The organism is Thalassotalea sp. PP2-459, from assembly GCF_001913705.1.
Lineage (GTDB): Bacteria > Pseudomonadota > Gammaproteobacteria > Enterobacterales > Alteromonadaceae > Thalassotalea_C > Thalassotalea_C hakodatensis.
The window spans coordinates 1-26,608 of sequence record NZ_MKQD01000048.1 but is presented as its reverse complement, the minus strand read 5'-3'; the positions used below and the strand labels follow the sequence as shown (position 1 = coordinate 26,608).

Here is a 26,608-nt window from a genome sequence, read left to right as displayed (position 1 = left end):
TAGAGGCAAGGCATTGATTGCAAAGAATGGTTATTCCATTGTTAAAATCAATAACACAGTCTATAACCCTTTTAAACTCGCCCTTGGGAACTCAGATAACTTCCCTAAATAATCGAACCATAGAGCAACTATGCTTAAATTATTTAGCTTGTTCTAAGCGCGCTAATGAAGTGCTAAGTTGGCTAAATATTTAATAGAATTGGTATTAGTGTAACCCCAATTGTTTTTTCCCTTGCTGATAAGTGATGTCAACAGGAATTTTGGCTTGATTTAAACGAGCAAGATCTTGGCTCAATTGTTCAGTAATAATGCCTGATTGTTTCACTAAATTATCAACCTCTTCGTAATCACCTGTGCCTTGCAGTGTTAATATCAATGTGGAAAGGCTATTAATCGCTTCGGTCATTTTTTGATAATTCACTTGATACAAGCCTTGTTCATTGCGAGTAAACGCGCCTTGCTCAGCGAAATAATTAAAGCGAACCATGTTTGCTTTACCATGTGCTGAACTTGCACCAAAACGCACTGAACGGAATATCCCTGCTAAAAAAGTGGTGTAGTAATCCTCTAGCTCGCCTTCAGTGATCACTTTCTTATTGAGCAGTTGACGAACCATATACAACCCTAGAATATCGGCCTTGCCTTCTTCTAAAGCTGATGCATGTTCTTTAAGTGCTTGTCGCACTGTTCCCTTGTTATTTATAGTATTCTTAATGCCAAGACCATGGGCAACTTCATGAAACATTGTGTTTGCAAAAAAAGCGTTGAAAGTAATGTGTTTTCTTTGCTCTGGCACAATTAATACTTCGGCAATAGGTTCCATAATGGCGTCATATTTTGCGCGCATAGCATTTTTAAGTTGCAGGCGTCGAGTGCCTTTCTCAAGTTGAACTTGTTCATCATTAGGTAAATTTATGGCAATTGTTTTACCGCCAGCATTGGCATGCCCTGTGGCATAAATTACTTCATATGCGTTTAAATCAGCATCTGTACCAGGCATTTCTTTGCGGTATTTTTTGCTTACTGGCAAGCCTTTTTGTAATTCTGGCAGGTATTCAGCATACTTCGCTAACTTTTCACTCCATGCCATATCTTTAATGAGAACGTATGACTCAAATGCTGCACGATAGCCATAAAGTTGATCTTCATATGTTTCGATAGGGCCAATAACAACATCAATAGGATTATTTTTCATATCCATCCATGCAAAGTCTGATGGCTGGTAATCATCTGTTAATAACGCTTCAGCACGCATAGTTAGGTATTTTGCAAAGTCTTTATCTTCGGCAAATGTTGCAGCTTTTTGTAAAATTGCGGCTATTCGTTGTAATTCATCGTGGTAAGCTTCAGAGTAAGCAATGGCGATTAGTTCTCCTTGCTCATTTCTTCTCACTAGTGAATATAACCCTGTTTTGTCTTCAAAATTTGCTTGTTCAAATTCTTCTTTGCTCATATCGTGCGGATAAAACTCTGCGCCTAACGATTTTTGTTTAATATCTTGTAGAAAAGGAGTGTCACCATTCATTCTGTCCCAAGGACCATAGTTGATAGAGGCAAACGTTTTTGCTTGTTTATTATCAATTGAGTTTAAGAATTGAGTTTTGTTCTCACTGAATGCTTGTTGCCAAAAAAGTTGATCAATAATATCTGATGCTTCAATTAATAGCGCTAACATTTTATGTTGTTTTTCGCTTAAATGAGAGAGATCAGCAGATAGTGTGACATCTTTATAAATGTTGAGTTTACCTTGATAAGATTCGGTAAGTTGTCGTGATGGTGCGTTTTGCTGAGGTTCTGCTTTATCGTTACATGCGGTTAATGTCACAGAAGCTGCAAGTATAATTGTACAAGCCAGTATTGATTTTTTCATTATTTTTAGCCTATTGAAACAGATGTTCAAGAGACTAGAGAAATTTTTATCAATTGGCAACTAATGCCTTGTCTCTATGTCTTTAAACTTTCACTAAGTGAGCATTTAGCTGTACGAATTAGTGTCATTGTTATCGTCAATGAATTTAGTAAAAATAAGACGAAAAAAAACCGGCGTTAGCCGGTTTTTCAAATCATGCCACAGAACAAATTAAAGTGCTTTAATTCTTGCATTTAAACGACTCTTGTTACGAGCAGCTTTGTTCTTATGAATTAAACCTTTACTTGCGTAACGGTCTAAAATTGGTGAAACAGCTGCAAATTCTTTTGTTGCTGTGTCTTTGTCACCGGCTTCAATGGCAGCGATTACTTTTTTTACTAAAGTGCGCATCATTGAACGACGACTTGCATTGTGTTGACGGCGCTTTTCAGATTGTACTGCGCGCTTCTTAGCTTGCTTTGAGTTAGCCAAGGTGAACTCCTAAAAAATGATATCAAATATAGCCTAAATTTAAGGCGTCGAAATATGCCTTTTTTTAAGCACAAAGTCAAATGTTTTTCGGTCTAATGCGTAAGATTATACGCGATCGGTTAATGTATGACCATTTAAAGGTATGATTTACCCTTTTTAAAGCGAATATATATAAGTATTTGTTTTTGAATATTAGGTTTTTTAAGTAGGCGTTAACCTACATTTTTAATCGTTTTTTATGATTTATCGTAAGGTATTTCGAGTAAATATTTGTTTTGCCTTAATATGACCTTGTGTTCATTGTAGTAAACAACGCATAATTGCTAGCTAAGAGTTCCATCAACAGCTAGTTCAAGGAAAGTAGTTGAGCCGTAAGTTAGTAAAATCAGGCATTATTGTGAGTGCAATGACCTTAATATCAAGAGTATTAGGGTTAGTACGTGACGTTGTTATTGCAAGTATAATGGGAGCTGGCGCAACGGCTGATGCTTTTTTCTTTGCAAATAAAATTCCTAACTTTTTAAGAAGGCTCTTTGCTGAAGGGGCTTTTGCGCAATCATTTGTACCTGTACTTAGCGAATACCACCACAAAGACATTGATAATAATACACAGAAAACACGTGAGCTTATCGCTAAAGTATCTGGAACGTTAGGGGTTATTGTTACCTTAGTAACCCTAATTGGCATGATTGCTTCACCTTTCATTGTCATGCTGTTTGGACCTGGTTTTTATGTTGAACATGTACAAGATCCAAGTAGCGAAAAATTTGACTTAGCGTCTGATTTATTAAAAATTACTTTTCCTTATTTGTGGTTTGTTAGTTTTACTGCACTGTCTGGCGCTATTTTAAATGCTTATGGGAAATTTGCCGTTTCATCTTTTACTCCTGTGCTGCTTAACGTTGCGATAATATCAATGGCAACATTGGGTCGTGATTATTTTACCAACCCTGAGTATGCGCTTGCATGGGGTGTATTTTTAGGCGGTTTTGCTCAATTTATTTTTCAAATTCCATTTTTGTATAAAGCAGGGGCGTTAACCATGCCTAAATGGGGATGGGCACACGAAGGTGTCACTAAAATAAGAAAGTTAATGGCGCCTGCTTTGTTTGGGGTATCTGTTACCCAAATTAATTTGTTATTGGATACCCAAATTGCCAGTCTATTAGAAACAGGAGCTGTCAGCTTTTTATACTACGCTGATCGCTTATTAGAATTTCCATTAGGACTATTTGGCATTGGAATAGCCACTGTTATTTTGCCTAGTCTTGCTCGCTTGCATACGAAAAAAAGTGTGCAAGAATTTTCCGATACTTTAGATTGGGGGATCAAAATTATTAATTTATTAGGCTGGCCTGCTTTGGTTGGTTTAATGGTGCTTGCGCAACCGATAATTATGATTTTGTTTATGCGTGGAGAATTTACGCAAGTTGAAGTGTATCAAGTGTCTTTTGCCCTCTATGCATATTTATCTGGATTAGTTAGCTTTATGTTTATTAAAATATTAGCGCCTGGGTATTACGCGAGACAAGACACGAAAACACCTGTTAAAATTGGGATTAAAGCGATGGTGGCAAATATGGCGTTTAATATTATGCTAGCGCCGTTCTTTGGCTATGTAGGATTAGCAATAGCAACCACATTATCTGCAACATTAAATGCTTACTGGCTTTACCAAGGTTTGAAAGCGCAACAGGTTTATCAATTGTCTAAGCAAGTGAAGATTTTCATCTTACGCTTGATATTAGCGTCGTTAGTGATGGCTTATGTGGTCTATCTATTATCGCCTAGCTTTGATTATTGGTTAACTTTGTCTTTAGCAGCAAAAATCATCATGCTTTGTAAATGTATATTTTCTGGGATTATTTGCTATTTTGCGTGTGCGTATCTATTCGGTATAAGGTTTGCTGACTTTACGGTACAGCAACAAGTAGAAAAAAATCATGAATAATGGGCTGATTCTTCAAGTTGACTAAGCTATAATTCGTCGATTTTTTAATTTGGTTGGCGAGTATTGCGTCAATCGAGACTCGTTTTAGATACTTTCAATAAAAGGTTAACATTTTTAATGCGATTAATTCGTGGGATCCATAACATTCAGTTAGCGAACCAAGAAAACGAACAAGGCAGTGTGTTAACTATTGGAAACTTTGACGGTGTTCATCTTGGGCATCAACGAGTAATAAAAGCGTTGGTGGAAAAAGCCAAAACTTTAAATGCTGTGCCTGTTGTAATGGTGTTTGAACCTCAACCACAAGAGTTATTTTCGCCTGAGAATGCACCTGCGAGATTAACACGGTTAAGAGACAAATATGCGTTATTGAAAAAGCATGGTGTTAAACGCTTGCTATGTGTGAATTTTAATGCCAAATTTGCCAACATATCGGCAGAATCTTTTATTCAACATTTACTTGTTGAGCAGTTAAACATTAACCATTTAATTATTGGTGATGACTTTAGATTCGGTAAAGGGCGTACGGGTGATTTTGAAATGCTGTGCAAAGCAGGTAAACAATTTGGCTTTGGTGTGTCAGATACAGCAAGTTTTAAATTAGAAGATTGCCGAATAAGCAGTACTGCGATACGTGAAGCTCTTCAGCACGATGCATTATCAGAAGCTGAGAGAATGCTAGGTCGGGAATATTCAATTATCGGCCGAGTATTTCATGGCGATAAACGGGGTAGAACGTTGGGCTTTCCAACCGCTAATGTGCATTTGAAAAGACGAGTTTCTCCTGTGTCTGGCGTATATGCAGTAAAAGTGCGTATCAATGACAGTGAATTTACTGGTGTGGCCAATATTGGTTCTAGGCCAAGTGTTAATGGAATTCGACAACAACTTGAAGTACATATTTTTGATTTTGAACAAGATATTTATGGTCAATCAATAGAAGTTGTCTTGATGAAAAGTTTGAGAAAAGAACAGCGATTTTCTTCATTAGCACAACTAAAAGACCAAATACAGATAGATAGTGAACAAGCCCGATGTTTTTTTGGGGCGACATAATATTTTAGCAGTAATTGATTATTAATGGATAAACAATAAATGAGTGACTACAAACATACCCTGAATTTGCCTGCTACAACCTTTCCCATGAAAGGCAATATGGCAAATCGTGAACCGCAAATGCTAAAGGATTGGGCAAATAAAGATCTTTATAGCAAAATTCGCGCAGCTAAGAAGGGTAAAAAATCATTTATTTTGCATGACGGCCCTCCATACGCTAATGGTAATATTCATTTAGGCCATGCTGTTAATAAAATTCTTAAAGATATCATTATCAAAGCAAAAACGTTATCTGACTTTGACTCTCCATACGTACCAGGTTGGGATTGCCATGGTTTACCTATTGAGTTAATGGTAGAGAAAAAAATTGGTAAACCTGGCCATAAAGTATCTGCGGCAGAGTTTCGTCAAAAGTGTCGTGAATATGCAACCAAACAAGTAGACGGCCAGCGAGAAGACTTTAAACGTTTAGGTGTTTTTGGTGATTGGGATAAACCGTATTTAACCATGAACTTCGACACTGAAGCGAATATCATTCGAGCGTTAGGTAAAATTGCTGAAAATGGTCACTTACAACAAGGTTTTAAACCCGTTCATTGGTGTACAGACTGTGGTTCAGCATTAGCTGAAGCTGAGGTTGAATACCAAGATAAGCAATCACCTGCGATTTATGTAAAATTTGATGTGATTGACAGTACAATTGTTGACAAGTTCTCTCATCCAGAAGGCAAGGTAGGTGAAGGTGATATTTCCGTTGTTATCTGGACAACTACGCCATGGACATTACCGGCAAACCGGGCGATCTCTGTACACCCTGACGTTGAATACACGCTAGTACAATGTGAAAAAGAAGGCCGCAGTTTTCGTTTAATTTTAGCTTCAGAGCTAGTAACCGAATGTATTGATCGTTTTGGCATTGAAAAATATCATGCGCTAGGTTTCTGTAACGGCGAGGCGCTAGAACATGTTCAACTTCAACATCCGTTTAATGATATTACCGTACCTGTTATTTGCGGTGACCATGTTACCACTGACTCTGGTACTGGTTGTGTTCATACTGCTGGTGGTCATGGTGTAGATGATTTCAATGTTAGCAAAAAGTATGATTTAGAAATTTATAACCCAGTTGGCGCCAACGGTGTTTTCATTGAAGGTACGCCGATTGTTGCTGGACAACATGTCTTTAAAGCCAATGCTGGTATTGTTGATCTATTGAATGAAAAAGGTGCATTGATGCATCATCATGCTTATGAACATTCATATCCTCATTGTTGGCGACATAAAACACCTATTATCTTCCGTGCAACACCACAGTGGTTTATCAGCATGGATAAAAAAGGTTTACGTCAAGATTCCTTAGCAGAAATTAAGAAAACACAATGGATCCCAGAATGGGGCGAAGAACGCATAAAAGGCATGGTTGAAGGTCGACCTGATTGGTGTGTTTCGCGTCAAAGAACTTGGGGTGTACCTATTGCTTTGTTTATTCATAAAGACACTGGCGCATTACACCCTCGCAGCATAGAGCTTATTGAAGATGTTGCAAAGCGCGTTGAAAAAGAAGGAATTCAAGCATGGTTCGATTTAGAGGCTAAAGAACTGATTGGTGACGATGCACAAGAATACGTTAAAGTACCAGATACCTTGGACGTTTGGTTTGACTCTGGAGTTACTCATTATACTGTAGTTGATGCTCGAGAAGAGTTTACGAAAGCTGCAGACCTATACTTAGAGGGCTCAGATCAACACCGTGGTTGGTTTATGTCTTCTATGATGTCTAGTATTGCTATGCATAGCAAAGCGCCATATTCGCAAGTATTAACACATGGCTTTACTGTTGATGTAAATGGTAGAAAAATGTCTAAGTCACTTGGTAATGTGATTACGCCGTCTGAAATTACCAATAAACTTGGCGCAGATATCCTACGTTTATGGGTAGCATCTGTTAACTACACCCAAGAAATCACAGTCTCTCAAGAGATTTTTAATCGTCAAGCAGATGCTTATCGACGTATTCGCAACACTTCACGTTTTCTATTAGCGAATATTAATGGCTTTGAACCTGCTAAGCACTCTGTTTCACCAAGTGAAATGGTAGAACTTGATAGATGGGTATTAGCGAAAGCAGCTGAACTGCAAACTGAAATTGTAGCAGCTTACGATAATTATGAGTTCCATAACGTTGTACATAAATTAATGAATTTTTGTACAACAGAGTTAGGTGGTTTTTACTTAGATATTATTAAAGATCGCCAATATACGGCAAAAGCTGACAGTGTGGCTCGTCGTTCATGCCAAACAGCAATGTATATTATTGCTGAAGCCATGACACGTTGGATGGCACCTATTTTATCTTTTACAGCACAAGAAATTTGGCAAGCACTACCTGCTCCAGCATCAGGAGAAAGAGGTGAGTTTGTTTTTACTGATGTTTGGTTTGATGATTTAGCTAATGTTGATGACGCTAGTGCCTTTAATGACGACTTTTGGCGTACTATTTTACAAGTTCGTGGTGAAGTAAATAAAGCCATTGAAGTCGCTCGTAAAGAGAAAACGATCGGTAAAGGTTTAGAAGCAAGTGTAACGCTATATGCAAATCCACAACTTGCGAAACAATTACAAACGTTAAAAGATGAGCTTAGGTTTGTATTGATCACATCAGGTGCTTCGGTTGAAGAAGTCACAGAAAAGCCTAGTAATGCACAAAGTACAGAAATTGAAGGGCTGTGGATAAGTATTGCAAGCAGTTCTGGAACAAAGTGTGAGCGTTGCTGGCATTACACTGATGATGTTGGTTCTGATGATGCCTACGATGATTTATGTGGTCGCTGTGTTACCAACGTAAATGGTGAAGGTGAAACACGTCAATTTGCTTAATGAGCGAATTGGTTGTATTGATTAAATGCTCAGTTAGCTTAGGTGACTGAGCATTTTGTTTATCTGAATGAGAAGTTTTCATGAATAAAATTAGCCAACATTCAAATGTAAAATGGTTATGGTTAACATTAATCTTTTTGGTTGCCGATCAAATTACCAAGTATTGGGTTGCGAATACGATGGGCTTGTATCAGTCGATAGAAGTACTACCCTTTTTTAATATTACTTACGCGCAAAACACTGGAGCAGCATTTAGTTTTTTAGCTGACCAAGGTGGGTGGCAGCGTTGGTTTTTTACTGCTATTGCTGTTATAGCCAGTGTGATATTTTTTGTTTGGTTATTAAGGGTGCCTAAACAACAACAGAAACTTGCTATAGCGCTAGCATTGATGCTAAGTGGTGCATTGGGAAATTTAATTGACAGGGCTTTATTTGGCTATGTTATTGATTTCTTAGATTTCCACTTACAAGGATATCGTTGGCCTACGTTTAATATTGCTGATTCGGTGATTTTTATTGGTGCAGCATTGATGATTTGGGATTCATTCTCGCAGGAAAAACAACGTAAACATTCAGCAAAGGCTTAAAAATGACAGAAATGATAAAATCTGATTCTCATGTTATTGTACATATCACCATGAAACTTGCTGACGGCTCAGCGGCTGATAGTACAAAAGTACATAACAAACCGGCTAAAATAATTATGGGTGATGAAAGCATTTCACCAGCATTTGAGGCCCAGCTTTTAGGTTTGCAAAAAGGTGAGTCAAAAGAATTTACCTTACAGGCGGTTGATAGTTTTGGCGAAACTAACCCTGATAATATTCACTATGTTGATATTAATAAGTTTTCATCAGATGCACCTGCTCAGGTGGGGAATATTGTTACCTTTACGCAGCCTGGTGGCATTGAGTTACCAGGTATGATCACAGATGTGTCGGGTAGTTCAGTTACCGTTGATTTTAATCACCCGCTTGCAGGACAAGCGGTTACTTTTGTGATTGATGTTGTCGATATTTTATCAGGAGATGCTTAATGGAAATTGTATTAGCTAATCCACGTGGTTTTTGTGCAGGTGTAGATCGTGCTATTAGTATTGTTGATCGTGCGCTAGATTTATTCGACGCCCCTATTTATGTAAGACACGAAGTTGTTCATAATAAATTTGTCGTCAATGGCTTAAAAAAACGAGGTGCTATATTCGTCGATGAACTGCACGAGGTACCCGATGACGCGACGGTTATTTTTAGTGCTCATGGCGTTTCAAAAGCGGTTCGCGAAGAAGCGAAAAATCGTGGTTTAAAAGTATTTGATGCAACTTGCCCGCTGGTAACTAAAGTTCATATGGAAGTTTCACGAGCTAGCCGTAAAGGTGTTGAATGCGTGCTTATCGGTCATGCTGGTCACCCAGAAGTAGAAGGTACGATGGGGCAATATGAAAGTGCAGAGGGTGGTATATATTTGGTTGAATCTGCCGCAGATGTAGCAACGTTAACGGTAAATAACCCTAAGCAACTTTATTATTGCAGCCAAACCACACTTTCAGTCGATGATACCAGTGATGTAATAGACGCGTTAAGGGCAAAATTTCCTGAAATAGAAGGGCCACGCAAAGACGATATTTGTTATGCTACTCAAAATCGTCAAGATGCTGTGAGAGCCATTGCTAGTGAAGTAGATCTTCTATTAGTCGTTGGTGCTAAAAATAGCTCTAACTCAAACCGTCTAAGAGAGCTTGCCGAGAAAATTGGCACGCGATCTTTTCTAATTGACGCTGCTGAAAACATTGAAACTGCTTGGTTGAATGATGTAAAAGCGATCGGTGTTACTGCAGGGGCTTCAGCGCCTGAAGTATTGGTAAAACAAGTTATTGATAAATTAAAAAGTCATGGTGGGAAAGAAGTTATCGAATTTCCAGGCCGTGAAGAAAATACTGTATTTGCGGTTCCTGTGGAATTGCGCTAGTCTTTAAAACAGGCTAAAAGTTGAGCGGTTGAACTAGATTGTCGGCTGCTCACTTTTCTATTAGATAATAGTAAAGCAAGTAGCTACGCTTAATGATAATTAAGGATAGTTTTTTGCTGTTAAGAAGTAAGGTATGGGTTAATGCGGTTCACGTTTGTGATGTTTAACACATATTCCCCCACATATGTTTTGCAAAATAATGACGGTTATTTTGCCGTTTCTACTCGCCTTTTATTTTCATACCTGTTTCCTTTTTGCTTGTTGAGAGGACGTGCCGATGCGTAACATTCGTCAAACGAGTCGCCATCAAGGTATGACATTTATTGAAGTGCTTATAGCGTTATTTTTACTGCTCGTTGGACTGCTAGGCGCAGTTGCCATGCAAGCGACGGTAAAGAAAAGTAGTTTTGATGCAATGCAGCGTTCGTTAGCTTCATCACTTGCTCAAGATATGTTAGAACGTATGCGCAGTAATGATCCTACTGCATTAGCAACCTATGAGAGTAACGATTATGGCGTTGCATTGAATGCTGTACCTGCGAACCGCTGCAATATTCAAGGAGCACCTTGTACTGCTGCGCAGATGGCTACGAATGATATTTATGAATGGGAATTAGCGCTAATGGGAGCCGATGTAATGTCTGGCGGCGATCGCCGTGGCGGCCTAATAGGTGCGCGTGGTTGCGTTAGTCATAATGCTAATGCGGTGCAAGTTGTTGTGAGCTGGCAAGGACGAGTGTCTACGGTTGATGGTCAAAAGGTAAACAACTGTGGTGCTGCTAGTGATAAACGACGTCAAGTTGTTGTTGAGGCATTCATAAACTGATGATAAAACTTACGCAAGCAATCGGCATCAACAATAAAAATCATCAAGGGTACACCATTGTTGAATTACTTGTTTCTATGGCCATAGGGCTTTTGTTGCTTGCAGGTGTACTTTCCATTTTTGTTGGTATGAGGGTTACCTCGGAAGAAACATCAAGCTACGGTGAGCTACAAGAGAATGGCCGTTTTGCGATAAGTTTATTAACAGAAGATCTACTCAGACAAGACTTTTGGGGAGATTATACAGGTACGCTAAATATCTCGGCTCTGAATGGTCAAGCGCCAGGTGCACCAGCGAATGAATGTGTTGGGGAAGGTGTAAATAATGGTACGTTTCCTGCAGCAGCTGGTCATTTTAGAACTTTATGGGGCCAAACCGCTGCAACTGCCGACCCTCTTGGTTGTTTTGCTGCGAGCGCGCCAGCATTTATTGGTTCTGATATATTACAATTAAAACGCACCATTTCCGACGAAGTGTTACCTGCTCAAGTGAGTCCTAACAATTATTATCTTATTACCAATATCAACGATGGTGAAATATTTTTAGGTAATGCAGCAATTCCTACTATTGATAATGCTAAGATTTGGCAATATCAACATCATGTTTATTATGTAACTGAGCAAGCTCAGGGTGGCTATGACGTGCCAGTGCTGATGCAGGGCCGTTTAACAACAACTATGTCTTTTGCTCCAATTATTGATGGTATTGAATATATTCGTTTTATGTATGGATTAGACACCGATAATGACGGTATTGTGAATAACTTCTTATCTGCTGGAAATATGAATCAAAATGATTGGGATAGGTCAGGAAATAACAGCATTATTGCCGTTAAAATTTATGTACTAGCGAGAAGTATTTCCCCTGATAATGATTATACTAATGATAATACGTATACCTTGGGTGACATTCAGATAACTCCCAATGATAACTTTAGACGTTTATTGTTTACCTCGACGGTAACATTATTTAATGCGAGGGTAGATTCATGGCCAAGGTAATTGCTAGAGCGCCGAAATCAATACGATCAAAGCAACAAGGTGTTGTGTTAATTGTTTCATTGGTTTTTTTAATTTCACTTACTGCGGTTGTTGCTGCATTAATGCAAAATACTACCTCAGATGTGAAAATGTCGGGTGCTAGTGAAGAAAAAATGGTAGCAACGCAAGCCGGTGTTAGTGCAATAGATGAAGTGATCTATAATCAATTGCTACCTGGAAATACAAACGTTTTTGCTCGTACAATTGCTGATAATAACTTTCCAAATAACAATCAAGGAGAGTTGTTACCCAATACGAAAACAGCAGCAACAGCGAGTGTTGATATTACCAATAATGAATTTAAACTGGAAGCAGATTGCCCCCACTCTAGATCTGCTTCTTCGGTTCAGGTGTTTACTTGTAATGTGTTAAATGTTCAAGTAAATCGAAATTATGGTCGAGGGAACAATAGTACTGTACGCGTCAATTCTGGTGTGTCGCAACAGTTACTTAGATAGATGACCTTATGGGGAAAATTATGAAAAAACTAGCCTTAATGATGATAGCTTGCGTAATTTCAAGTGTATCATTGAGTGAAGATATTGAATTATATATAAGCGATACGGTGAAGGCTTTATCAAGTAGGCCACAAGTTCTTATCATACTTGATAATTCAGGCAGTATGAGAACGGAAGATACCGTTACTGCTCCGTATGATCCATCAGTAACGTATCCTGCGGTTGGTGGTAATAATTCTTTATCTAGTAAGTTTATCTATTTTACAAAAGGTGGTGTTGATGGCACTTCAATGCCTGTACCTGATAGTCCTAGTGAATCAAGACGTTTTTTAGATTCGATTAACAGTTGTAAAACGGCTGCTGATATATTGGCATCAAATGGTTTTTATACCGGTAGAATTCGTGAATATGAAACGAAAGGGAATAACGGTACTTGGGAAGAGATCCCAGACAATAATGGTGCAAATATTGAGGTAATTGATTGTGAAGATGATGTAACTGCTCAAAACCCCGTTAATATTGCATCACTGCCACAAGGTTATCCTGTAGATAGTCAAGGTACCAGACGAAACCCCATTTATCATACTGGGGATGTTGCTGATTCTAATATTGATTGGAACGGACAACTTGTTACCCTCTACACAGATAATTATTTACGGTGGCATCACAATGCCTCACAGAATCAAACATTGATGTCACGTTTAGATCAAGCGGTTAATAGTATCAGTAGCGTTATTAGATCAGCGCCGTCTGTAGATTTTGGTTTAGAAATTTTTAACTATAATGACGGTAACCGATCAAGCGATCCTAATGGTGGACGTGTTGTATTTGGCATTAAAGAGTCAACGGCGGCAAATAAAACGGCTTTACTGGATATCATTGAAAATCAGCTTTCTCCTCAAACTTGGACACCACTTTGCGAAAGTTTATATGAAGCATCATTATATTTTTCAGGAAAAAATGTAGATTTCGGCGATGCTGATGAAAATAGACGAGGCTACACTAAAAATAAGCCACCTATGGATAGCAGTGTCGTCAGTAGCGGTAAATATCAAACACCGATGAAAAAGTGTAACAGTAATGTCTATGTTATTTTAATTACCGACGGTGAACCTACTTATGATACTGGCGCAGACAGCAAAATAAAAGCTTTTACCTCGAAAGACGCAGACGGAAATACTGTAAGTTTTAGCGGTAGCTCTTATGCTGGGAGCTATTTAGCTTCCTTAGCCGGTTGGATGCAAAATCAAGATATTAATTTGAACTTAGATGGTATACAAAAAGCAACAACATTCACCATTGGTTTTTCTGACGGTGCCAACAGTGCCGAATCGCTTCTCAAAGAGACAGCAAGACAAGGTGGTGGAGAATACTTTTATGCCGATAACCACACCCAATTAACGAGCGCATTAACGTCTATTTTTGAACAATTAGAGCCTAGTAATGAGAGTTTGACATCAGCGTCTGTTGCGGCGAATAACTTTGATCGCACAGAAACACTCAATGCCGTGTATTACGCAATGTTTGAACCACAGAATGCGCCAAGATGGCAGGGCAATGTTAAAAAATATAAAGTGTTGAATGGGAAGCAAGTTGGACAAGGGGGAGTGTTAGCATTAAATGATTCAACAGGGCATTTCTCTGACACAGTCACCAGCTTTTGGTCACCATCAGGGGCTAAAGATGGTGTTAAAGTAGCTGAGGGCGGTGTTGCTGAAATGCTTAGGAATGTTAATGCCAGAACCTTGTATAGTAATGTTGGTACAGGAAGTAGTTTAACCGCATTTAATCGTTCAAATATTGAAAACTTCTATGGCAGTGCCGCAACGCTAGCGACTGAGTTAGGGGTAGCAGAATCTGATATAGATTCTTACCTTGATTGGCATAAAGGTCTTGATGTTGATGACGAAGATAAAGACTCGTTAAAAGATGATATGCGATACGATGTATTCGCAGACCCTTTACATTCGAAGCCCTTGGTGATTAATTATGGTAATAGTATTCGTATTTTAATTGGTACAAATGCTGGTGTATTACATATGTTTGAAGATAATACTTCTTCTGATGTGGTCTCAGAGTCTTGGGCATTTATGCCTCATGAATTTTTTGACAATATTAAAGCACTTCGTGATAACTTTGCTGGCGGAGATAAAGTTTACGGTATTGATGGCAATTTAACGCCTTATATTAAAGATGCTAACGGAGATGGTATCGTTAACGGTAACGATAAAGTATGGGTATTTTTTGGGCTACGTCGTGGTGGAACCTCATATTACGCGTTAGATATTACTTCACCTTCATCTCCTCAGTTAATGTGGCATATTGATAGTAATACTCCAGGCTTCTCTGAATTAGGTCAATCTTGGTCGCAACCGAAAGTAACCCATTCTGAAATTAACACGTCTGGTTCTGGCGCTACTGCTGTTGCTTCTCCAGTCGTTATCTTTGGTGGTGGTTATGATACGGCTAAGGATGCTAAAGGGGCTGGACTTGCCGATGGTGTAGGCCGAGCAGTTTATATGGTTGATGCCAAGACTGGCAGTTTAAAATGGAGTCTTGCACCAAACGGTGGTACGACTACCTTCACTGGTAATCACAGTATTCCCTCTTCTATTGCCACATTAGATAGTGATGGTAATGGTTTGGCAGATAGACTATATTTTGGTGATACTGGTGGGGACGTGTGGCGGGTTGATATGCCAAGTAAGAACCCTCAAGATACAACTGAGCCTTGGACATTCTTTAAACTGGCGTCACTTGGAGGAAACGGTGTAGATAATGCGATTGATAGACGCTTTTTTAATGAACCATCGATTGCGCGTACTTTTATTTCAGAGACAATAGAAACACAGCATACTGATGCAAATGGAGTTCAATCAACGGTAGTATCTCGTCAAGAAAAGCCGTATGACGCGGTATTGATTGGCTCGGGAGATCGTTCTAATCCGTTAGGTGCAGACACTCAAGATATTTTCTTCATGATTAAAGATGAATATATTCGCTCGCAATCATTTACTTCATCATCTTCACCAGCAATACCTTCTCCAATTTTATTAACAGATTTGTATGACTATACCAATAATCCGTTTGATCAAACGATGACAACACAACAAAAGGAAGCGCTAAAAGTTGCCGTTAGTAAAAAATCAGGTTGGTTTTTAAACTTTGATAGTACTTCTGGTGAAAAAAGTACTTCATCTGCGAGTGTTATTAATGGCGTTGCTTATTTAACGTCCTATATTCCGCCTTCCGCTGCCAGCAGCACTGGGGTGTGTAAGATACCAGGTGGACAAGGGTGGCTTTATGCGGTTGATTTAGCGTTTGGCACACATGTGTATCAATGGACAGATGCAGAAAACCCAAATGGTATAACTGATGGTGATAAACGTAAGGTGTATATTAGCGAACAGTTTTTAGGTTCTCCTACTTTAATTGTCGTACCAGAAGATGATGGTGATCCGAATACCGTTGATGATGCTACAGGAAATATTATTGTAGGCAGGCGCATTATCCCAGTAGGTTTTACTTTAAAAACCATGCGTACTAACTTGTACATAGAAGAGGCACAATAATGAGGAAATATGTTAAGCAAAAACAGGGCTTTACTATCATTGAGCTACTTTTAGTGGTCGCTATTATTGGTATTTTAGCTGCAGTTGCTTATCCGTCATACAATAGCTTTGTGTTGCAAGGTAATCGAAGTGAGGGGCAAAGAGAGTTGCTGAGACTGGCAAACCTACAAGAGCAGGTCTATGTTGATACAAGAGCCTATACTGCTGACATGACAGATTTAGGAATGAGTGCTGATCCATTTATCACAGAAAATGGAAATTATAGCATTGACGCAACGGTTGCTGGCGACACTTTCATTTTAACGGCAACAGCGAAGTCAACTCAAGTAAATGATACTGCGTGTAAAATAATGACCATAAATGAGGTTGGGGTTAAAACTCCTACTTCAGGTTGCTGGGAAAAATAGCATGCGAGGAGAGACAAAATGAAAAAAACGCTATGGTTTTATACCGCATTTATTGTTTCAACGAGTGCATTAGCGCAAGAAGGTAGTCACTTAGTTAGTGATAAAATGTTGGCTAAATGTTACGTTGAAGTATTAGGTGGTCAACGTACCATTCATAAAGTGACGATTGAAGAAGAACAGCTATTATCACTTGCTGATCGGTTGTCAGGTAGAAATATTCGCGTATCAGGGCACCGAGGATTTAGTACAGTGCATAAAGTGTTTGAATGTTTACCTAATGATGATGCTTTTAAAGCTGGGAGAGCGCGACATTTGGAAAAATCTCAGATTAAATAACGCTGTAGTGCTAAAAGCTAAGCAAAAAGCGTTTTTGCTTAGCTTTATTAAGCATCTTAAATACATGAATTAACAATTTAACTCATTTCCGGCCCTATCTTCATCTTTATTATCATTATCAGTATCTTGTGTAATATATGCTCGTCCTGAGAGTGAGATAGTGACCCCTCTGGCCATACTGTGATGAGCTTTAGGGCAGTAAATTAAGGAAATATTCCTGCCATTTACTAAACGACCTGTAGGGGAATAGATAAGGGTAGCACCATCATTAAAAAGCAACTTATCACCTGATGATATTTGATCTTTTACTTTAACCATTGTTTCCGCTGCAGCATCGTACTTACTTGGATCTGTGGTATTAATAAACATACTGATATCTTTACTCCAATCATTTGTGCAAGTGCCGGCATTTAACGGGCAAATGGTCACTTGCTGACCTGAATTGATAGCAGCATTGCGAGCTGTTAGAACAAAGCGTTGTAAATAAATTGCTTCATTGTCAGTTTTATTTTTAATGATAAACTGATTTAACGCCGGTATCGCAATGATTGACGCAATACCAAGTATAGTTACTGTGACTAATAACTCTATCATGGTAAAGCCGGCATTATATTTGTTCGACATCACGCGTTTAGTTAGTTGCTTCATACTGCGTTTTCCTTCAAGCCACATTACTTCATTTATACCATTGAATTGGATATTCAGCTAGTTTATTAAATAACCAATTAATAAAAATCTTTTATTTTATTAATTACATTGAAGGTATCGATATGAACGAGTTTGTTCTTTACCAAGCGATGATTGAAAGGTTTGGTATATGCGTCCAGATGTTGCCACAATGATACCTCGGGCTTTATCAAAATGCTTTTCGGGACAATACTTAAATGTGCCGTTTTGCCCCCAACCTGTTAAATGCCCCGTAGGGCCATAAGTTACGCCATTTCTACCTTGAGCATACTTGATTTTATCACCAGTTATAACTTCGGGTTTACTGGCAAGCAATTGTTCGTTTAAGGACGGTTCGAAGGTTTTATTGTTATTATTATCGGTAAAAACACTTAAAGATTCTGACCATGAATGATCACAACGGCCATTGTTAAGAGGGCAAACCGTTACGGGAGTACCATAATGTATTGCATAGTTACGTGCAACTTGTAGTAATTTAGATAGACGATAAATTTCATTATCTACACGGTTACGAATAATAAATTCAGTGAAACTTGGTACGGCTATTGTGATGATCACGCACAACATTGCGATTGTTATTAATAGCTCAATTAAAGAAAATCCTTGGATACGAACGTTCATTTCTACATCCTTGTAGTGTGAATAGTCGTAATAAGGTATAGCGCACCTAGTAATTTACGCCAATTATTTATCGTATATTGTAGGTATAGCAGCTCTTTTGTGTTGAGTTTTCAAATAAATATTAATAATTTTTTCACTCACGTGAGGAGCAACCGTTTTACCTTCTAAAAAATCGTCTAGTTGATCGTATGTAATGCCAAGTGCATCTTCGTCTTTCTTACCTGGGTTTAATTCCTCAAGATCTGCAGTTGGTGCTTTATGGATAAGCACATCAGGCGCACCTAATGTTTCTGCAAGAGCTCTTACTTGACGTTTAGATAAGCCAAAAAGTGGAGCAAGATCGCAAGCCCCATCTCCCCATTTGGTAAAAAAGCCAGTGATATTTTCTGCAGAATGATCTGTACCGATAACTAATCCACCTAATATACCAGCAATATGATATTGCATTACCATACGGGTTCTGGCTTTAACATTACCTTTTGAAAAATCTAGAGCGTGTTCATTGGTTTTAAGAATACCTGCTGAGTCAAGTGCTGTGGTAATTTCATGGTGAATACCTTCAGCTCCTGGCTGTACATTTGCGGTTAAACAATGGCTAGGTTGAATGAAGTTGAGGGCTAATTGTGCCTCGTCTTCATCTGCTTGAGTTTCATAGGGTAAACGTACTGCAATAAATTGATAATTTTTGTTCGTTTCAGTGTTTAATTCATCTACGGCAAGTTGCGCTAATTTTCCACAAGTTGAAGAATCTACACCACCACTGATACCCAACACTATATGCGTTAACCCTGAATTGATTAATTGGCTTTTAATAAAGTTTACTCTTCGGTTAATTTCAAATTGCACGTCAATAACCGGTAACACTTTCATTTCGTTGATGATGTCTTTCGGATTCATTCTGTTTCCCAATTGATACTACTTCATAAAAAAACGAAGTAAGTGTAACAAAAAATTCTATTATTTTACTGTGTTTATTTTTGTTAGATGGTAACAATTGTGTAAAATAAAGATAGATGACAATCCAATGGAAGTGAAAATGAAAAAAATCGAAGCCATAATCAAGCCGTTTAAGTTAGATGATGTCAGAGAAGCACTTGGGGAAATAGGTGTTACTGGTATGACTGTATCAGAAGTTAAAGGCTTTGGCCGGCAAAAAGGCCATACTGAGCTTTACCGAGGAGCTGAATATATGGTTGATTTTCTTCCTAAAGCGAAAATTGAAATTGTGGTGGCGTCGGAGAACGTAGAAAGATGCGTTGAAGCAATTATTGAAACCGCACAAACAGGTAAAATAGGTGACGGTAAAATATTTATTACTGATGTTGAACGCGTGATCAGAATCAGAACAGGCGAGGAAGATGCAGAAGCAATTTAATTGCTTCTGCATCACTAAAGTAAAAGGGCCTTTAGCCCTTTTACTTATTTAACTAAATAGTTGTCTGGATAATTTGCTGCTAACACTTGCATAGCATTGGTCTTTAAATCTTCTAAGCCCATTTTATCGTAGCACTCAACCATAATTTCTAATGCTTGTTCTACTTCATTACTTGGCGAGTAATATTCAATAATGTATCGGCCACGGTTAGCTGCTGAAGCATACGCTTCACGCTTTAAGTAAAATTTAGCAACGGCTAACTCGTATTGTGCTAAGCGTGATTTAATTGCAATCATGCGTTTTCTTGCGTCAGCAGCATATTTACTTTCTGGAAATTCAGTGATCAAGGTTTTTAAATCACTAAAGGCACTTCTTGATGCGGTAGGATCTCTGTCGGAACGATCAATTCCAACGATGTCTTGAAACAAATTTGTTTCTGTTGTTAAGTTTATCAATGCTCTCATGTAATAAACATAGTCAACATTAGCATGATTAGGATTTAGTTTAAGGAACCTATCAGCTAAAGCTATACCTTGTGCAACATCACCACTTTTGTAATAAGCATAGATAAGATCTAATTGAACTTGGTGTGATATTGGACCAAAAGGGAAACGAGAATCAATAGCGGATAAAATTTGTATCGCTTTTTTATAAAGGCCATTATCGAGCGCTTCACGAGCATCTACAAAAAGTGCTTGCGCCGATTTATCAGGTACTTTATCTATTTCTGAAACCTCTGAAGAAGAACAACCTACTAGAAAAAGAAAGCTGGCGAAAAATACTGTTTTAATTGTCAATTTGTCCATAGACCTTGTTATCACTACTTTTATTTATTAATTTTAATTACAAAAATACCACATGAAGATAATTACTTAATGTAATTACCACTTCAAACAGGTAAAATAATATCATGCATTCTAACCTAGCATTTTATCCTTGCACAGTGCTAATTCACAGAGAAATTCATGGCTGAGAAAATTCAACATCAAGAAACCGTTCCTGACACATTGTTAGGCAAGCGATTTGACCAAGCGTTAGCAGAAATGTTCCCTGAATATTCTAGATCTCGATTAAAAGAGTGGATATTAGCGGGGGACGTGTCTGTTAACGGCGAAGTGTTAACAAAAGCCAGAGAAAAAATGTACGGTGGGGAAGTCGTAGCGATTAACACCGAAATTGAAGCAGAAGCACGCTTTGAAGCACAAAATATTCCTTTAAACATAGTTTACGAAGACGATGATATTTTAGTGATCAACAAACCGGCTGATTTAGTGGTGCACCCGGGTGCTGGTAATCCAGATGGCACAATACTTAATGCATTGCTTCATCATTGCCCAGAAGTTGATGTAGTGCCGCGTGCAGGTATTGTGCATCGTTTAGATAAAGACACAACCGGATTAATGGTGGTGGCAAAAACCATTGAAGCACAAACGCGTTTAGTTGATGCTTTGCAAAGGCGAGAGATCACCCGAGAATATGAAGCCATAGCAAATGGTGTAATGACCGCAGGTGGTGTTGTTGATGAGCCAATTGGTAGACATCCAAGTAAGCGCACTCATATGGCCGTCACTATATCAGGCAGACCTTCAGTAACACATTACCGTGTGATGGAAAAGTTCCGAGAACATACGCGTTTACGACTTCGCTTGGAAACTGGGCGCACGCATCAAATTCGTGTTCATATGGCGCATATAACACACCCGTTAGTGGGTGATCCTGTTTACGGTGGTCGTCCACGTCCTCCTAAAAATGCAACTGAAGAACTACGTTCTGTGTTACGAAGCTTCAAAAGACAAGCTCTACATGCTGCAATGTTGTCTTTATACCACCCAATTACAGGGGAGTTAATGAAGTGGACTGCCGATATTCCCGATGATATGGTCGCGTTAACAGATATATTCAGAGAAGATACTAAACTAAATGCACGAGATGAATACTAAAAAAGCCATTGAACGTATTCATTTTGGTATCAAAAATATTGTCGCGGTACAAACATCGCGACTCTCTCCCGATATAAATTGTCAAAGTAGAAGCCCATTCGATAGTTTTAATCTTGCTTTGCATGTTGATGACGACTATCAACAAGTTCTCAAGAACAGGACTATACTCTCAGGGTGCTTTAACAATCAGACTCAAATTCAATGGTTAGAGCAAGTCCATAGTAATAAAGTTGTCACGATAAATTCTGTTAGTGATAAGCCACTTATTGCCGATGCGATGGTAACTCGCCAGAAAAATATTGCGTTAGCAATCATGACTGCTGATTGCCTCCCTATTTTAATAAGCGACAAGCATGGAAAAGAGGTAGCGGCTATTCATGCAGGTTGGCGTCCGCTTGCTGCTAATATAATTGCTAATACATTAAATGAACTATCTAGCCCAATTGCTGATTTGCAGGTATGGCTTGGGCCTTGTATTGGACAAGTAGCTTTTGAAATCGGCGATGAAGTAAGAGAGGCGTTCTTGACTATTGATGCTGAGTTAGTTGTTTGTTTTAAAAAGTACCAGCAACGTTGGCATGCAGATTTAACATTAATTGCTCAGTATTTATTGCAAAAGCAAGGTGTCACGAATATTCACATATTAGATGAATGCACGTTTCAACAAACTAATAAATACTATTCATACCGTAGAGAAAATAAAACAGGCCGTATGGTTTCTGTTATTGCGATCAATCACTGATGACAATTAGCAAGATAGACTCGATTTGTTAATTGTTTTCTAATGTTATTTGTTAGTGTCTATTTACTTGAAAAATATTAAAAAGCCCATAACTTATTATCAGAAACAATTGTAAGACCAGTAATATGGCAGTAGGAGTATTGATATGCGATTAGACCGTTTTACCCAAACTTTTCAAGTGGCTATATCAGACGCACAATCAATTGCGTTAGGTAAAGATCATCAATTTATAGAACCTTCTCATTTAATGCTTGCATTATTTAATCAAAATAATAGCAGCACAATTCCACTGTTAAAAAGTGCCGGTATTGATATTTATTCGTTACGAAGTCAAGTTGAAGAGGTTATTGCTTCGTTACCACAGGTATCAGGTACCGGTGGTGATGTACAATTATCTTCTGCAATGGCCAATATTCTTAACTTGTGTGATAAATATGCCCAAAAGTTGGGTGATCAATATATTTCTTCAGAAATATTTTTGCTAGCTGCTTTAGAAGATAAAGGCAAGCTTGGTCAAATTTTAAAGTCTTTAGGTGCGACGGAACAACGTATCAAAGATGCTATTACACATATTCGCGGTGGTCAAAGTGTTAACGATCAAAATGCCGAAGACGTTAGACAAGCGCTAGAAAAGTACACCGTAGATGTAACCGCTCGCGCAACAGAAGGTAAGCTAGATCCTGTTATCGGTCGAGATGATGAAATACGTCGCACTATTCAAGTATTACAACGACGTACAAAAAACAACCCTGTGTTGATTGGTCAACCAGGTGTAGGTAAAACAGCAATAGTTGAAGGGTTAGCACAGCGTATTGTTGATCATGAAGTACCCGAAGGCTTGAAAAATAAACGCGTTTTATCATTAGACATGGGCGCTTTAGTTGCTGGTGCAAAATACCGCGGTGAATTTGAAGAGCGATTAAAAGCTGTTCTCAATGATTTAGCGAAAGAAGAAGGTCAAATCATCTTATTTATTGATGAATTGCATACCATGGTGGGAGCTGGTAAATCCGATGGGGCAATGGATGCAGGTAATATGTTAAAACCTGCACTTGCGCGTGGCGAGTTACATTGCGTTGGCGCAACAACGTTAGATGAATATCGTCAATATATTGAAAAAGACGCTGCCTTAGAACGTCGCTTTCAAAAAGTATTAGTGGAAGAACCGAGCGTGGAAGACACCATTGCAATCTTGCGTGGTTTAAAAGAGCGTTATGAATTACATCATAATGTTGAAATTACAGATCCTGCCATAGTTGCCGCGGCGAGTTTATCACACCGTTATATTAGCGATCGTCAATTACCAGATAAAGCGATTGATTTGATTGATGAATCAGCATCGAGCATACGATTGCAAATGGATTCAAAACCAGAAGAGCTTGATCGACTGGAAAGAAAAATTATTCAACTAAAGCTTGAAGCAAAATCCCTGGAAGATGAAAGTGATGACGCAACAGTAAAACGTTTAACGTTAATTCAAGAACAGTTGGTCGACTTCGAAAGTAAGTACCATGAGCTTGATGAAGTATGGACATCTGAAAAGGCTGCTATTCATGGTACACAAGCGATAAAAGGTGATTTAGAGCAAGCAAGAATTGATTTAGATGCAGCAAGGCGCAATGGCGATTTAAATAAAATGGCAGAGTTGCAATATAGCCGCATCCCTGATTTAGAAAAGCAACTTGATTTAGCTTCTCAAGCTGAAATGCAAGAAATGAGCTTGTTAAAAAATAAGGTGACTGATGTAGAAATTGCTGATGTGTTAAGCCGTTCTACTGGAATACCTGTATCTAAAATGCTCGAAGAAGAGCGCGATAAGTTATTACACATGGAAGACGATTTACATAAGCGTGTTATTGGGCAATCAGAAGCAGTTATCTCTGTTTCAAATGCTATTCGACGTTCAAGAGCTGGTTTAGCTGATCCTAATCAACCAATAGGATCATTCTTATTTTTAGGTCCAACTGGGGTCGGTAAAACAGAGCTGACCAAAGCTGTTGCTCATTTTTTGTTTGATAGTGAAGATGCATTGATCCGTGTTGATATGTCTGAATTTATGGAGAAACATTCAGTAGCACGTTTAGTTGGTGCACCTCCGGGTTATGTTGGTTATGAAGAAGGTGGTTATCTAACTGAAGCTGTGAGAAGGAAACCTTATTCAGTTATTTTACTTGATGAAATTGAAAAAGCGCACCCAGATGTCTTTAACATTTTACTGCAAGTATTAGATGATGGTCGTTTAACTGATGGACAGGGGCGCACGGTTGATTTTCGTAATACTGTTGTCATCATGACATCTAATATTGGTTCTGACATTATTCAAAGTTTAAATAATGAAAGCCAGTATAGTGAAATGAAAACCTTGGTGATGAATGAAGTAGGGCAACATTTTAAACCTGAGTTTATTAATCGTATTGATGAATCTGTCGTTTTCCATCCGTTACAATCAGAACAAATAAAGCAAATAGCCAGTATTCAATTAGAAGGGTTGGCAACTCGGTTAGCACAAAGAGATATTAGTCTAGAGGTATCCGAACAAGCTTTATCGTTAATTTCAGAAGCGGGTTTTGATCCGTTATTTGGTGCTAGACCTTTAAAAAGAGCGATTCAACAATCAATAGAAAACCCACTTGCCCATAAAATATTAGCAAATGAACTTGATGGCGTTCAGAGAGTTAAAATTGACGTTAAAGATCAGCAGTTGACATTTAACAGTTAAACGCGTTGTCGAAGTTTACGGTATATCACAGTAAACTTCGACTTGCTTTTCATTTATGGCGAGTTGTTGTCTTTTCTCTTTATTTGAAAGTACTTTTAGTTCACCATTTTCATCTGTGTACTGGATATTGTCATAACTTTGTAAGGTGTGTACATTTTCTTTAGCTTCAGTACACTTATTTACCGTTTCATTCTCTGCGACTTTTGGGTTACTTGCTATTTTAGCCTTTGGTTTATTGGCTGTAGTATTCGAAACGTCGGGCGTATTTACTGGTTGTGGAGTAGCGGCTAATGATAGCTCAGTGTAATTATTATGCTCTGGTTGATGTTGGCTAAAATGTACTACATTATTTTTATCTACCCATCGATATACAATAACATCGTCCGCATAACTTAGCGTACTCGACAACACTGTCGTTATTGTTAATATTAATAATTTCATCCTAATACTGTACTCCATTTCATGCGCGTTATGCTGGTTCAGGTTATATCAACTTCTGCTGCTACTGACAAATGGTTAAAGGGAATTCCTATATTCAACTAATTAATTATAGGACTAGATATTGAGTTATGTTAAATTACCGCGAATTTAACAAAAGAGACAATTGAATAACATGGCAGAAAATAAAAAGGTATCAAACAGCCCAAATCGTGGGATTTATTTACTACCTAACTTATTAACCACAGCGGGTCTTTTTTCAGGATTCTTTGCTGTTGTTTCATCAATGAATGGACATTTTGAAAGTGCTGCAATTGCTATTTTCATCGCGATGATTTTTGATGGTTTAGATGGCCGTGTTGCAAGAATGACAAATACTCAAAGTGAATTTGGGGCCGAATACGATAGTATGGCTGATATGGTTTCATTTGGTATCGCCCCAGGTCTTGTTGCTTATAATTGGGCGTTGTCAGATATGGGTAAGTTTGGTTGGCTAGCTGCATTTGTTTTTGTTGCTGCGGCAGCATTACGACTTGCTCGTTTTAATACTCAAGTTGGCGTTGCTGACAAAAGGTACTTCCAAGGCTTAGCAAGTCCCGCTGCTGCTGGTGTGGTAGCGAGCCTTGTTTGGTTAGGCACCGAATATGAAATTAATGGTCATGATATTGGATTCATTATGGGTCTTATTACCATAACAGCTGGTTTATTAATGGTTAGTAATTTTAGGTATAACAGTTTTAAAGAAGTTGACTGGAAAGGAAAAGTTAACTTTATCGTTGTGCTTCTCATTGTACTTGTTTTTGTTATTGTGGCGGCGAGCCCAGCTGAACTACTCAGCGCAATATTTGTTTTATATGCGGCATCAGGACCAATAACAACTATTCGTAGTGTCAAAAAGTTAAAATTAGAGCATGTTGTTGGAGATGATGAAGATGCAGAATTTAATACTGATAAAACAGAAAACTCTCCGAAGCAGCAAGAAGTAGATAAAAAAGATAAGCAACCAGAAGATTTGTAGTGTTTTACGATTTATTTTAAAAAAGAGGAAATGTGTATTTCCTCTTTTTTTGTTTATAAACTTTGATAAAACACCAAATCTGTACTATTTTTGAACATCCAAGAAGCTTTTTTTAATAAATTGAAAATAGTTGTTGACGGGGCGATAAAAATCCCTAAAATGCGCATCCACTTCTCGGGGACAAGCCAAGAAGGTTCTGTATAGGAAATACTTATTAGAGCGAGTCAGGACGACGAAAG

The 26,608-nt window shown here is 38.3% G+C and carries 24 protein-coding genes; 17 read left to right on the top strand and 7 right to left on the bottom strand.

Annotation, left to right across the window (positions count from 1 at the left end):
* Positions 1 to 205: 205 nt before the first annotated feature.
* Together BI291_RS12170 and rpsT are read right to left on the bottom strand one after the other, a co-directional pair.
* Positions 206 to 1,870, bottom strand: a complete 1,665-nt coding sequence (locus BI291_RS12170) for a Zn-dependent hydrolase (protein WP_074499045.1) — start codon at positions 1,868 to 1,870, stop codon at positions 206 to 208.
* Positions 1,871 to 2,080: 210 nt separating this feature from the next.
* Positions 2,081 to 2,341, bottom strand: coding sequence for a 30S ribosomal protein S20 (gene rpsT, locus BI291_RS12165; protein ID WP_074499044.1), 261 nt, complete (start codon positions 2,339 to 2,341; stop codon positions 2,081 to 2,083).
* A 364-nt stretch (positions 2,342 to 2,705) separates the two neighbouring features.
* Between rpsT and murJ the strand changes: the two genes are divergently transcribed.
* The 12 genes from murJ to BI291_RS12105 all read left to right on the top strand — a co-directional run bounded on the left by murJ (position 2,706) and on the right by BI291_RS12105 (position 16,829).
* Complete coding sequence (gene murJ / locus BI291_RS12160; protein ID WP_074499043.1) at positions 2,706 to 4,292, top strand: murein biosynthesis integral membrane protein MurJ; 1,587 nt, start codon at positions 2,706 to 2,708, stop codon at positions 4,290 to 4,292.
* Positions 4,293 to 4,409: 117 nt separating this feature from the next.
* Positions 4,410 to 5,348 (top strand): bifunctional riboflavin kinase/FAD synthetase, encoded by a 939-nt coding sequence (gene ribF / locus BI291_RS12155; RefSeq protein WP_074499042.1) that lies wholly within the window; start codon positions 4,410 to 4,412, stop codon positions 5,346 to 5,348.
* 39 nt (positions 5,349 to 5,387) lie between these two features.
* On the top strand, positions 5,388 to 8,225 hold the full coding sequence (gene ileS / locus BI291_RS12150; protein WP_074499041.1) for an isoleucine--tRNA ligase: 2,838 nt from the start codon (positions 5,388 to 5,390) through the stop codon (positions 8,223 to 8,225).
* 80 nt (positions 8,226 to 8,305) lie between these two features.
* The gene (gene lspA, locus BI291_RS12145; RefSeq protein ID WP_074499040.1) at positions 8,306 to 8,812 is read left to right on the top strand and encodes a signal peptidase II; all 507 of its coding nucleotides are present in this window, start codon (positions 8,306 to 8,308) and stop codon (positions 8,810 to 8,812) included.
* A gap of 2 nt (positions 8,813 to 8,814) precedes the next feature.
* Positions 8,815 to 9,261, top strand: coding sequence for an FKBP-type peptidyl-prolyl cis-trans isomerase (gene fkpB / locus BI291_RS12140; RefSeq protein WP_074499039.1), 447 nt, complete (start codon positions 8,815 to 8,817; stop codon positions 9,259 to 9,261).
* A complete protein-coding gene (gene ispH / locus BI291_RS12135; protein WP_074499038.1) occupies positions 9,261 to 10,190 on the top strand; it encodes a 4-hydroxy-3-methylbut-2-enyl diphosphate reductase in 930 nt (309 codons plus the stop codon). Before fkpB ends, ispH begins: the two co-directional genes overlap by 1 nt.
* Positions 10,191 to 10,467: 277 nt before the next feature.
* Complete coding sequence (pilV, locus tag BI291_RS12130; protein WP_074499037.1) at positions 10,468 to 11,016, top strand: type IV pilus modification protein PilV; 549 nt, start codon at positions 10,468 to 10,470, stop codon at positions 11,014 to 11,016.
* Positions 11,016 to 12,017, top strand: coding sequence for a PilW family protein (locus tag BI291_RS12125; RefSeq protein WP_074499036.1), 1,002 nt, complete (start codon positions 11,016 to 11,018; stop codon positions 12,015 to 12,017). Before pilV ends, BI291_RS12125 begins: the two co-directional genes overlap by 1 nt.
* A complete protein-coding gene (locus tag BI291_RS12120) occupies positions 12,005 to 12,514 on the top strand; it encodes a PilX N-terminal domain-containing pilus assembly protein (RefSeq protein ID WP_074499035.1) in 510 nt (169 codons plus the stop codon). Before BI291_RS12125 ends, BI291_RS12120 begins: the two co-directional genes overlap by 13 nt.
* Positions 12,515 to 12,534: 20 nt before the next feature.
* Positions 12,535 to 16,086, top strand: a complete 3,552-nt coding sequence (locus BI291_RS12115; RefSeq protein ID WP_074499034.1) for a pilus assembly protein — start codon at positions 12,535 to 12,537, stop codon at positions 16,084 to 16,086.
* Positions 16,086 to 16,493, top strand: coding sequence for a type IV pilin protein (locus tag BI291_RS12110; protein WP_074499033.1), 408 nt, complete (start codon positions 16,086 to 16,088; stop codon positions 16,491 to 16,493). The genes BI291_RS12115 and BI291_RS12110 overlap by 1 nt, the downstream gene beginning before the upstream one ends.
* Before the next feature lie 18 nt (positions 16,494 to 16,511).
* Positions 16,512 to 16,829 (top strand): hypothetical protein, encoded by a 318-nt coding sequence (locus BI291_RS12105; RefSeq protein WP_074499032.1) that lies wholly within the window; start codon positions 16,512 to 16,514, stop codon positions 16,827 to 16,829.
* Positions 16,830 to 16,898: 69 nt separating this feature from the next.
* On the opposite strand, the gene BI291_RS12100 is transcribed toward BI291_RS12105, so the two are convergent.
* The 3 genes from BI291_RS12100 to nadE form a co-directional block, all read right to left on the bottom strand.
* Positions 16,899 to 17,477 carry a GspH/FimT family pseudopilin gene (locus BI291_RS12100; RefSeq protein WP_074499031.1) on the bottom strand — a complete coding sequence of 193 codons (579 nt, stop codon included), beginning with the start codon at positions 17,475 to 17,477 and terminating at the stop codon, positions 16,899 to 16,901.
* A gap of 99 nt (positions 17,478 to 17,576) precedes the next feature.
* Positions 17,577 to 18,137 carry a GspH/FimT family pseudopilin gene (locus BI291_RS12095; RefSeq protein WP_083602036.1) on the bottom strand — a complete coding sequence of 187 codons (561 nt, stop codon included), beginning with the start codon at positions 18,135 to 18,137 and terminating at the stop codon, positions 17,577 to 17,579.
* A 63-nt stretch (positions 18,138 to 18,200) separates the two neighbouring features.
* Positions 18,201 to 19,034 (bottom strand): ammonia-dependent NAD(+) synthetase, encoded by an 834-nt coding sequence (gene nadE, locus BI291_RS12090; RefSeq protein ID WP_074499029.1) that lies wholly within the window; start codon positions 19,032 to 19,034, stop codon positions 18,201 to 18,203.
* Between the two features lie 139 nt (positions 19,035 to 19,173).
* Here nadE and glnB point away from each other — a divergent pair, with 139 nt between their 5' ends.
* Complete coding sequence (gene glnB / locus BI291_RS12085; RefSeq protein WP_074499028.1) at positions 19,174 to 19,512, top strand: nitrogen regulatory protein P-II; 339 nt, start codon at positions 19,174 to 19,176, stop codon at positions 19,510 to 19,512.
* 44 nt (positions 19,513 to 19,556) lie between these two features.
* Here glnB and BI291_RS12080 read toward each other — a convergent pair whose 3' ends face one another.
* On the bottom strand, positions 19,557 to 20,318 hold the full coding sequence (locus tag BI291_RS12080) for an outer membrane protein assembly factor BamD (protein WP_074499027.1): 762 nt from the start codon (positions 20,316 to 20,318) through the stop codon (positions 19,557 to 19,559).
* Between the two features lie 159 nt (positions 20,319 to 20,477).
* Here BI291_RS12080 and rluD point away from each other — a divergent pair, with 159 nt between their 5' ends.
* The 3 genes from rluD (at position 20,478) to clpB (ending at position 24,913) form a co-directional block, all read left to right on the top strand.
* Complete coding sequence (rluD, locus tag BI291_RS12075; protein WP_074499026.1) at positions 20,478 to 21,452, top strand: 23S rRNA pseudouridine(1911/1915/1917) synthase RluD; 975 nt, start codon at positions 20,478 to 20,480, stop codon at positions 21,450 to 21,452.
* A complete protein-coding gene (gene pgeF, locus BI291_RS12070; protein ID WP_074499025.1) occupies positions 21,442 to 22,194 on the top strand; it encodes a peptidoglycan editing factor PgeF in 753 nt (250 codons plus the stop codon). The genes rluD and pgeF overlap by 11 nt, the downstream gene beginning before the upstream one ends.
* Before the next feature lie 145 nt (positions 22,195 to 22,339).
* Positions 22,340 to 24,913 carry an ATP-dependent chaperone ClpB gene (clpB, locus tag BI291_RS12065; protein WP_074499024.1) on the top strand — a complete coding sequence of 858 codons (2,574 nt, stop codon included), beginning with the start codon at positions 22,340 to 22,342 and terminating at the stop codon, positions 24,911 to 24,913.
* Between the two features lie 15 nt (positions 24,914 to 24,928).
* Here clpB and BI291_RS12060 read toward each other — a convergent pair whose 3' ends face one another.
* Positions 24,929 to 25,354, bottom strand: a complete 426-nt coding sequence (locus BI291_RS12060; protein WP_074499023.1) for a DUF4124 domain-containing protein — start codon at positions 25,352 to 25,354, stop codon at positions 24,929 to 24,931.
* Between the two features lie 172 nt (positions 25,355 to 25,526).
* Here BI291_RS12060 and pssA point away from each other — a divergent pair, with 172 nt between their 5' ends.
* Positions 25,527 to 26,369: a CDP-diacylglycerol--serine O-phosphatidyltransferase gene (pssA, locus tag BI291_RS12055; protein WP_074499022.1), complete on the top strand. Its 843-nt coding sequence runs from the start codon at positions 25,527 to 25,529 to the stop codon at positions 26,367 to 26,369.
* Positions 26,370 to 26,608: the final 239 nt, after the last annotated feature.

Excerpts from the sequence above, each read along its gene's own strand:
- BI291_RS12115 (WP_074499034.1), top strand. The coding sequence starts at position 12,535 with ATGAAAAAACTAGCCTTAATGATGATAGCTTGCGTAATTTCAAGTGTA.
- ribF (WP_074499042.1), top strand. The coding sequence starts at position 4,410 with ATGCGATTAATTCGTGGGATCCATAACATTCAGTTAGCGAACCAAGAA.
- glnB (WP_074499028.1), top strand. The coding sequence starts at position 19,174 with ATGAAAAAAATCGAAGCCATAATCAAGCCGTTTAAGTTAGATGATGTC.
- BI291_RS12170 (WP_074499045.1), bottom strand. The coding sequence starts at position 1,870 with ATGAAAAAATCAATACTGGCTTGTACAATTATACTTGCAGCTTCTGTG.
- BI291_RS12060 (WP_074499023.1), bottom strand. The coding sequence starts at position 25,354 with ATGAAATTATTAATATTAACAATAACGACAGTGTTGTCGAGTACGCTA.
- BI291_RS12125 (WP_074499036.1), top strand. The coding sequence starts at position 11,016 with ATGATAAAACTTACGCAAGCAATCGGCATCAACAATAAAAATCATCAA.
- BI291_RS12105 (WP_074499032.1), top strand. The coding sequence starts at position 16,512 with ATGAAAAAAACGCTATGGTTTTATACCGCATTTATTGTTTCAACGAGT.
- BI291_RS12120 (WP_074499035.1), top strand. The coding sequence starts at position 12,005 with ATGGCCAAGGTAATTGCTAGAGCGCCGAAATCAATACGATCAAAGCAA.
- BI291_RS12095 (WP_083602036.1), bottom strand. The coding sequence starts at position 18,137 with ATGAACGTTCGTATCCAAGGATTTTCTTTAATTGAGCTATTAATAACA.
- lspA (WP_074499040.1), top strand. The coding sequence starts at position 8,306 with ATGAATAAAATTAGCCAACATTCAAATGTAAAATGGTTATGGTTAACA.
- BI291_RS12100 (WP_074499031.1), bottom strand. The coding sequence starts at position 17,477 with ATGAAGCAACTAACTAAACGCGTGATGTCGAACAAATATAATGCCGGC.
- ileS (WP_074499041.1), top strand. The coding sequence starts at position 5,388 with ATGAGTGACTACAAACATACCCTGAATTTGCCTGCTACAACCTTTCCC.
- nadE (WP_074499029.1), bottom strand. The coding sequence starts at position 19,034 with ATGAATCCGAAAGACATCATCAACGAAATGAAAGTGTTACCGGTTATT.
- pssA (WP_074499022.1), top strand. The coding sequence starts at position 25,527 with ATGGCAGAAAATAAAAAGGTATCAAACAGCCCAAATCGTGGGATTTAT.
- pilV (WP_074499037.1), top strand. The coding sequence starts at position 10,468 with ATGCGTAACATTCGTCAAACGAGTCGCCATCAAGGTATGACATTTATT.
- BI291_RS12080 (WP_074499027.1), bottom strand. The coding sequence starts at position 20,318 with ATGGACAAATTGACAATTAAAACAGTATTTTTCGCCAGCTTTCTTTTT.
- pgeF (WP_074499025.1), top strand. The coding sequence starts at position 21,442 with ATGAATACTAAAAAAGCCATTGAACGTATTCATTTTGGTATCAAAAAT.
- BI291_RS12110 (WP_074499033.1), top strand. The coding sequence starts at position 16,086 with ATGAGGAAATATGTTAAGCAAAAACAGGGCTTTACTATCATTGAGCTA.
- ispH (WP_074499038.1), top strand. The coding sequence starts at position 9,261 with ATGGAAATTGTATTAGCTAATCCACGTGGTTTTTGTGCAGGTGTAGAT.
- fkpB (WP_074499039.1), top strand. The coding sequence starts at position 8,815 with ATGACAGAAATGATAAAATCTGATTCTCATGTTATTGTACATATCACC.
- clpB (WP_074499024.1), top strand. The coding sequence starts at position 22,340 with ATGCGATTAGACCGTTTTACCCAAACTTTTCAAGTGGCTATATCAGAC.
- rluD (WP_074499026.1), top strand. The coding sequence starts at position 20,478 with ATGGCTGAGAAAATTCAACATCAAGAAACCGTTCCTGACACATTGTTA.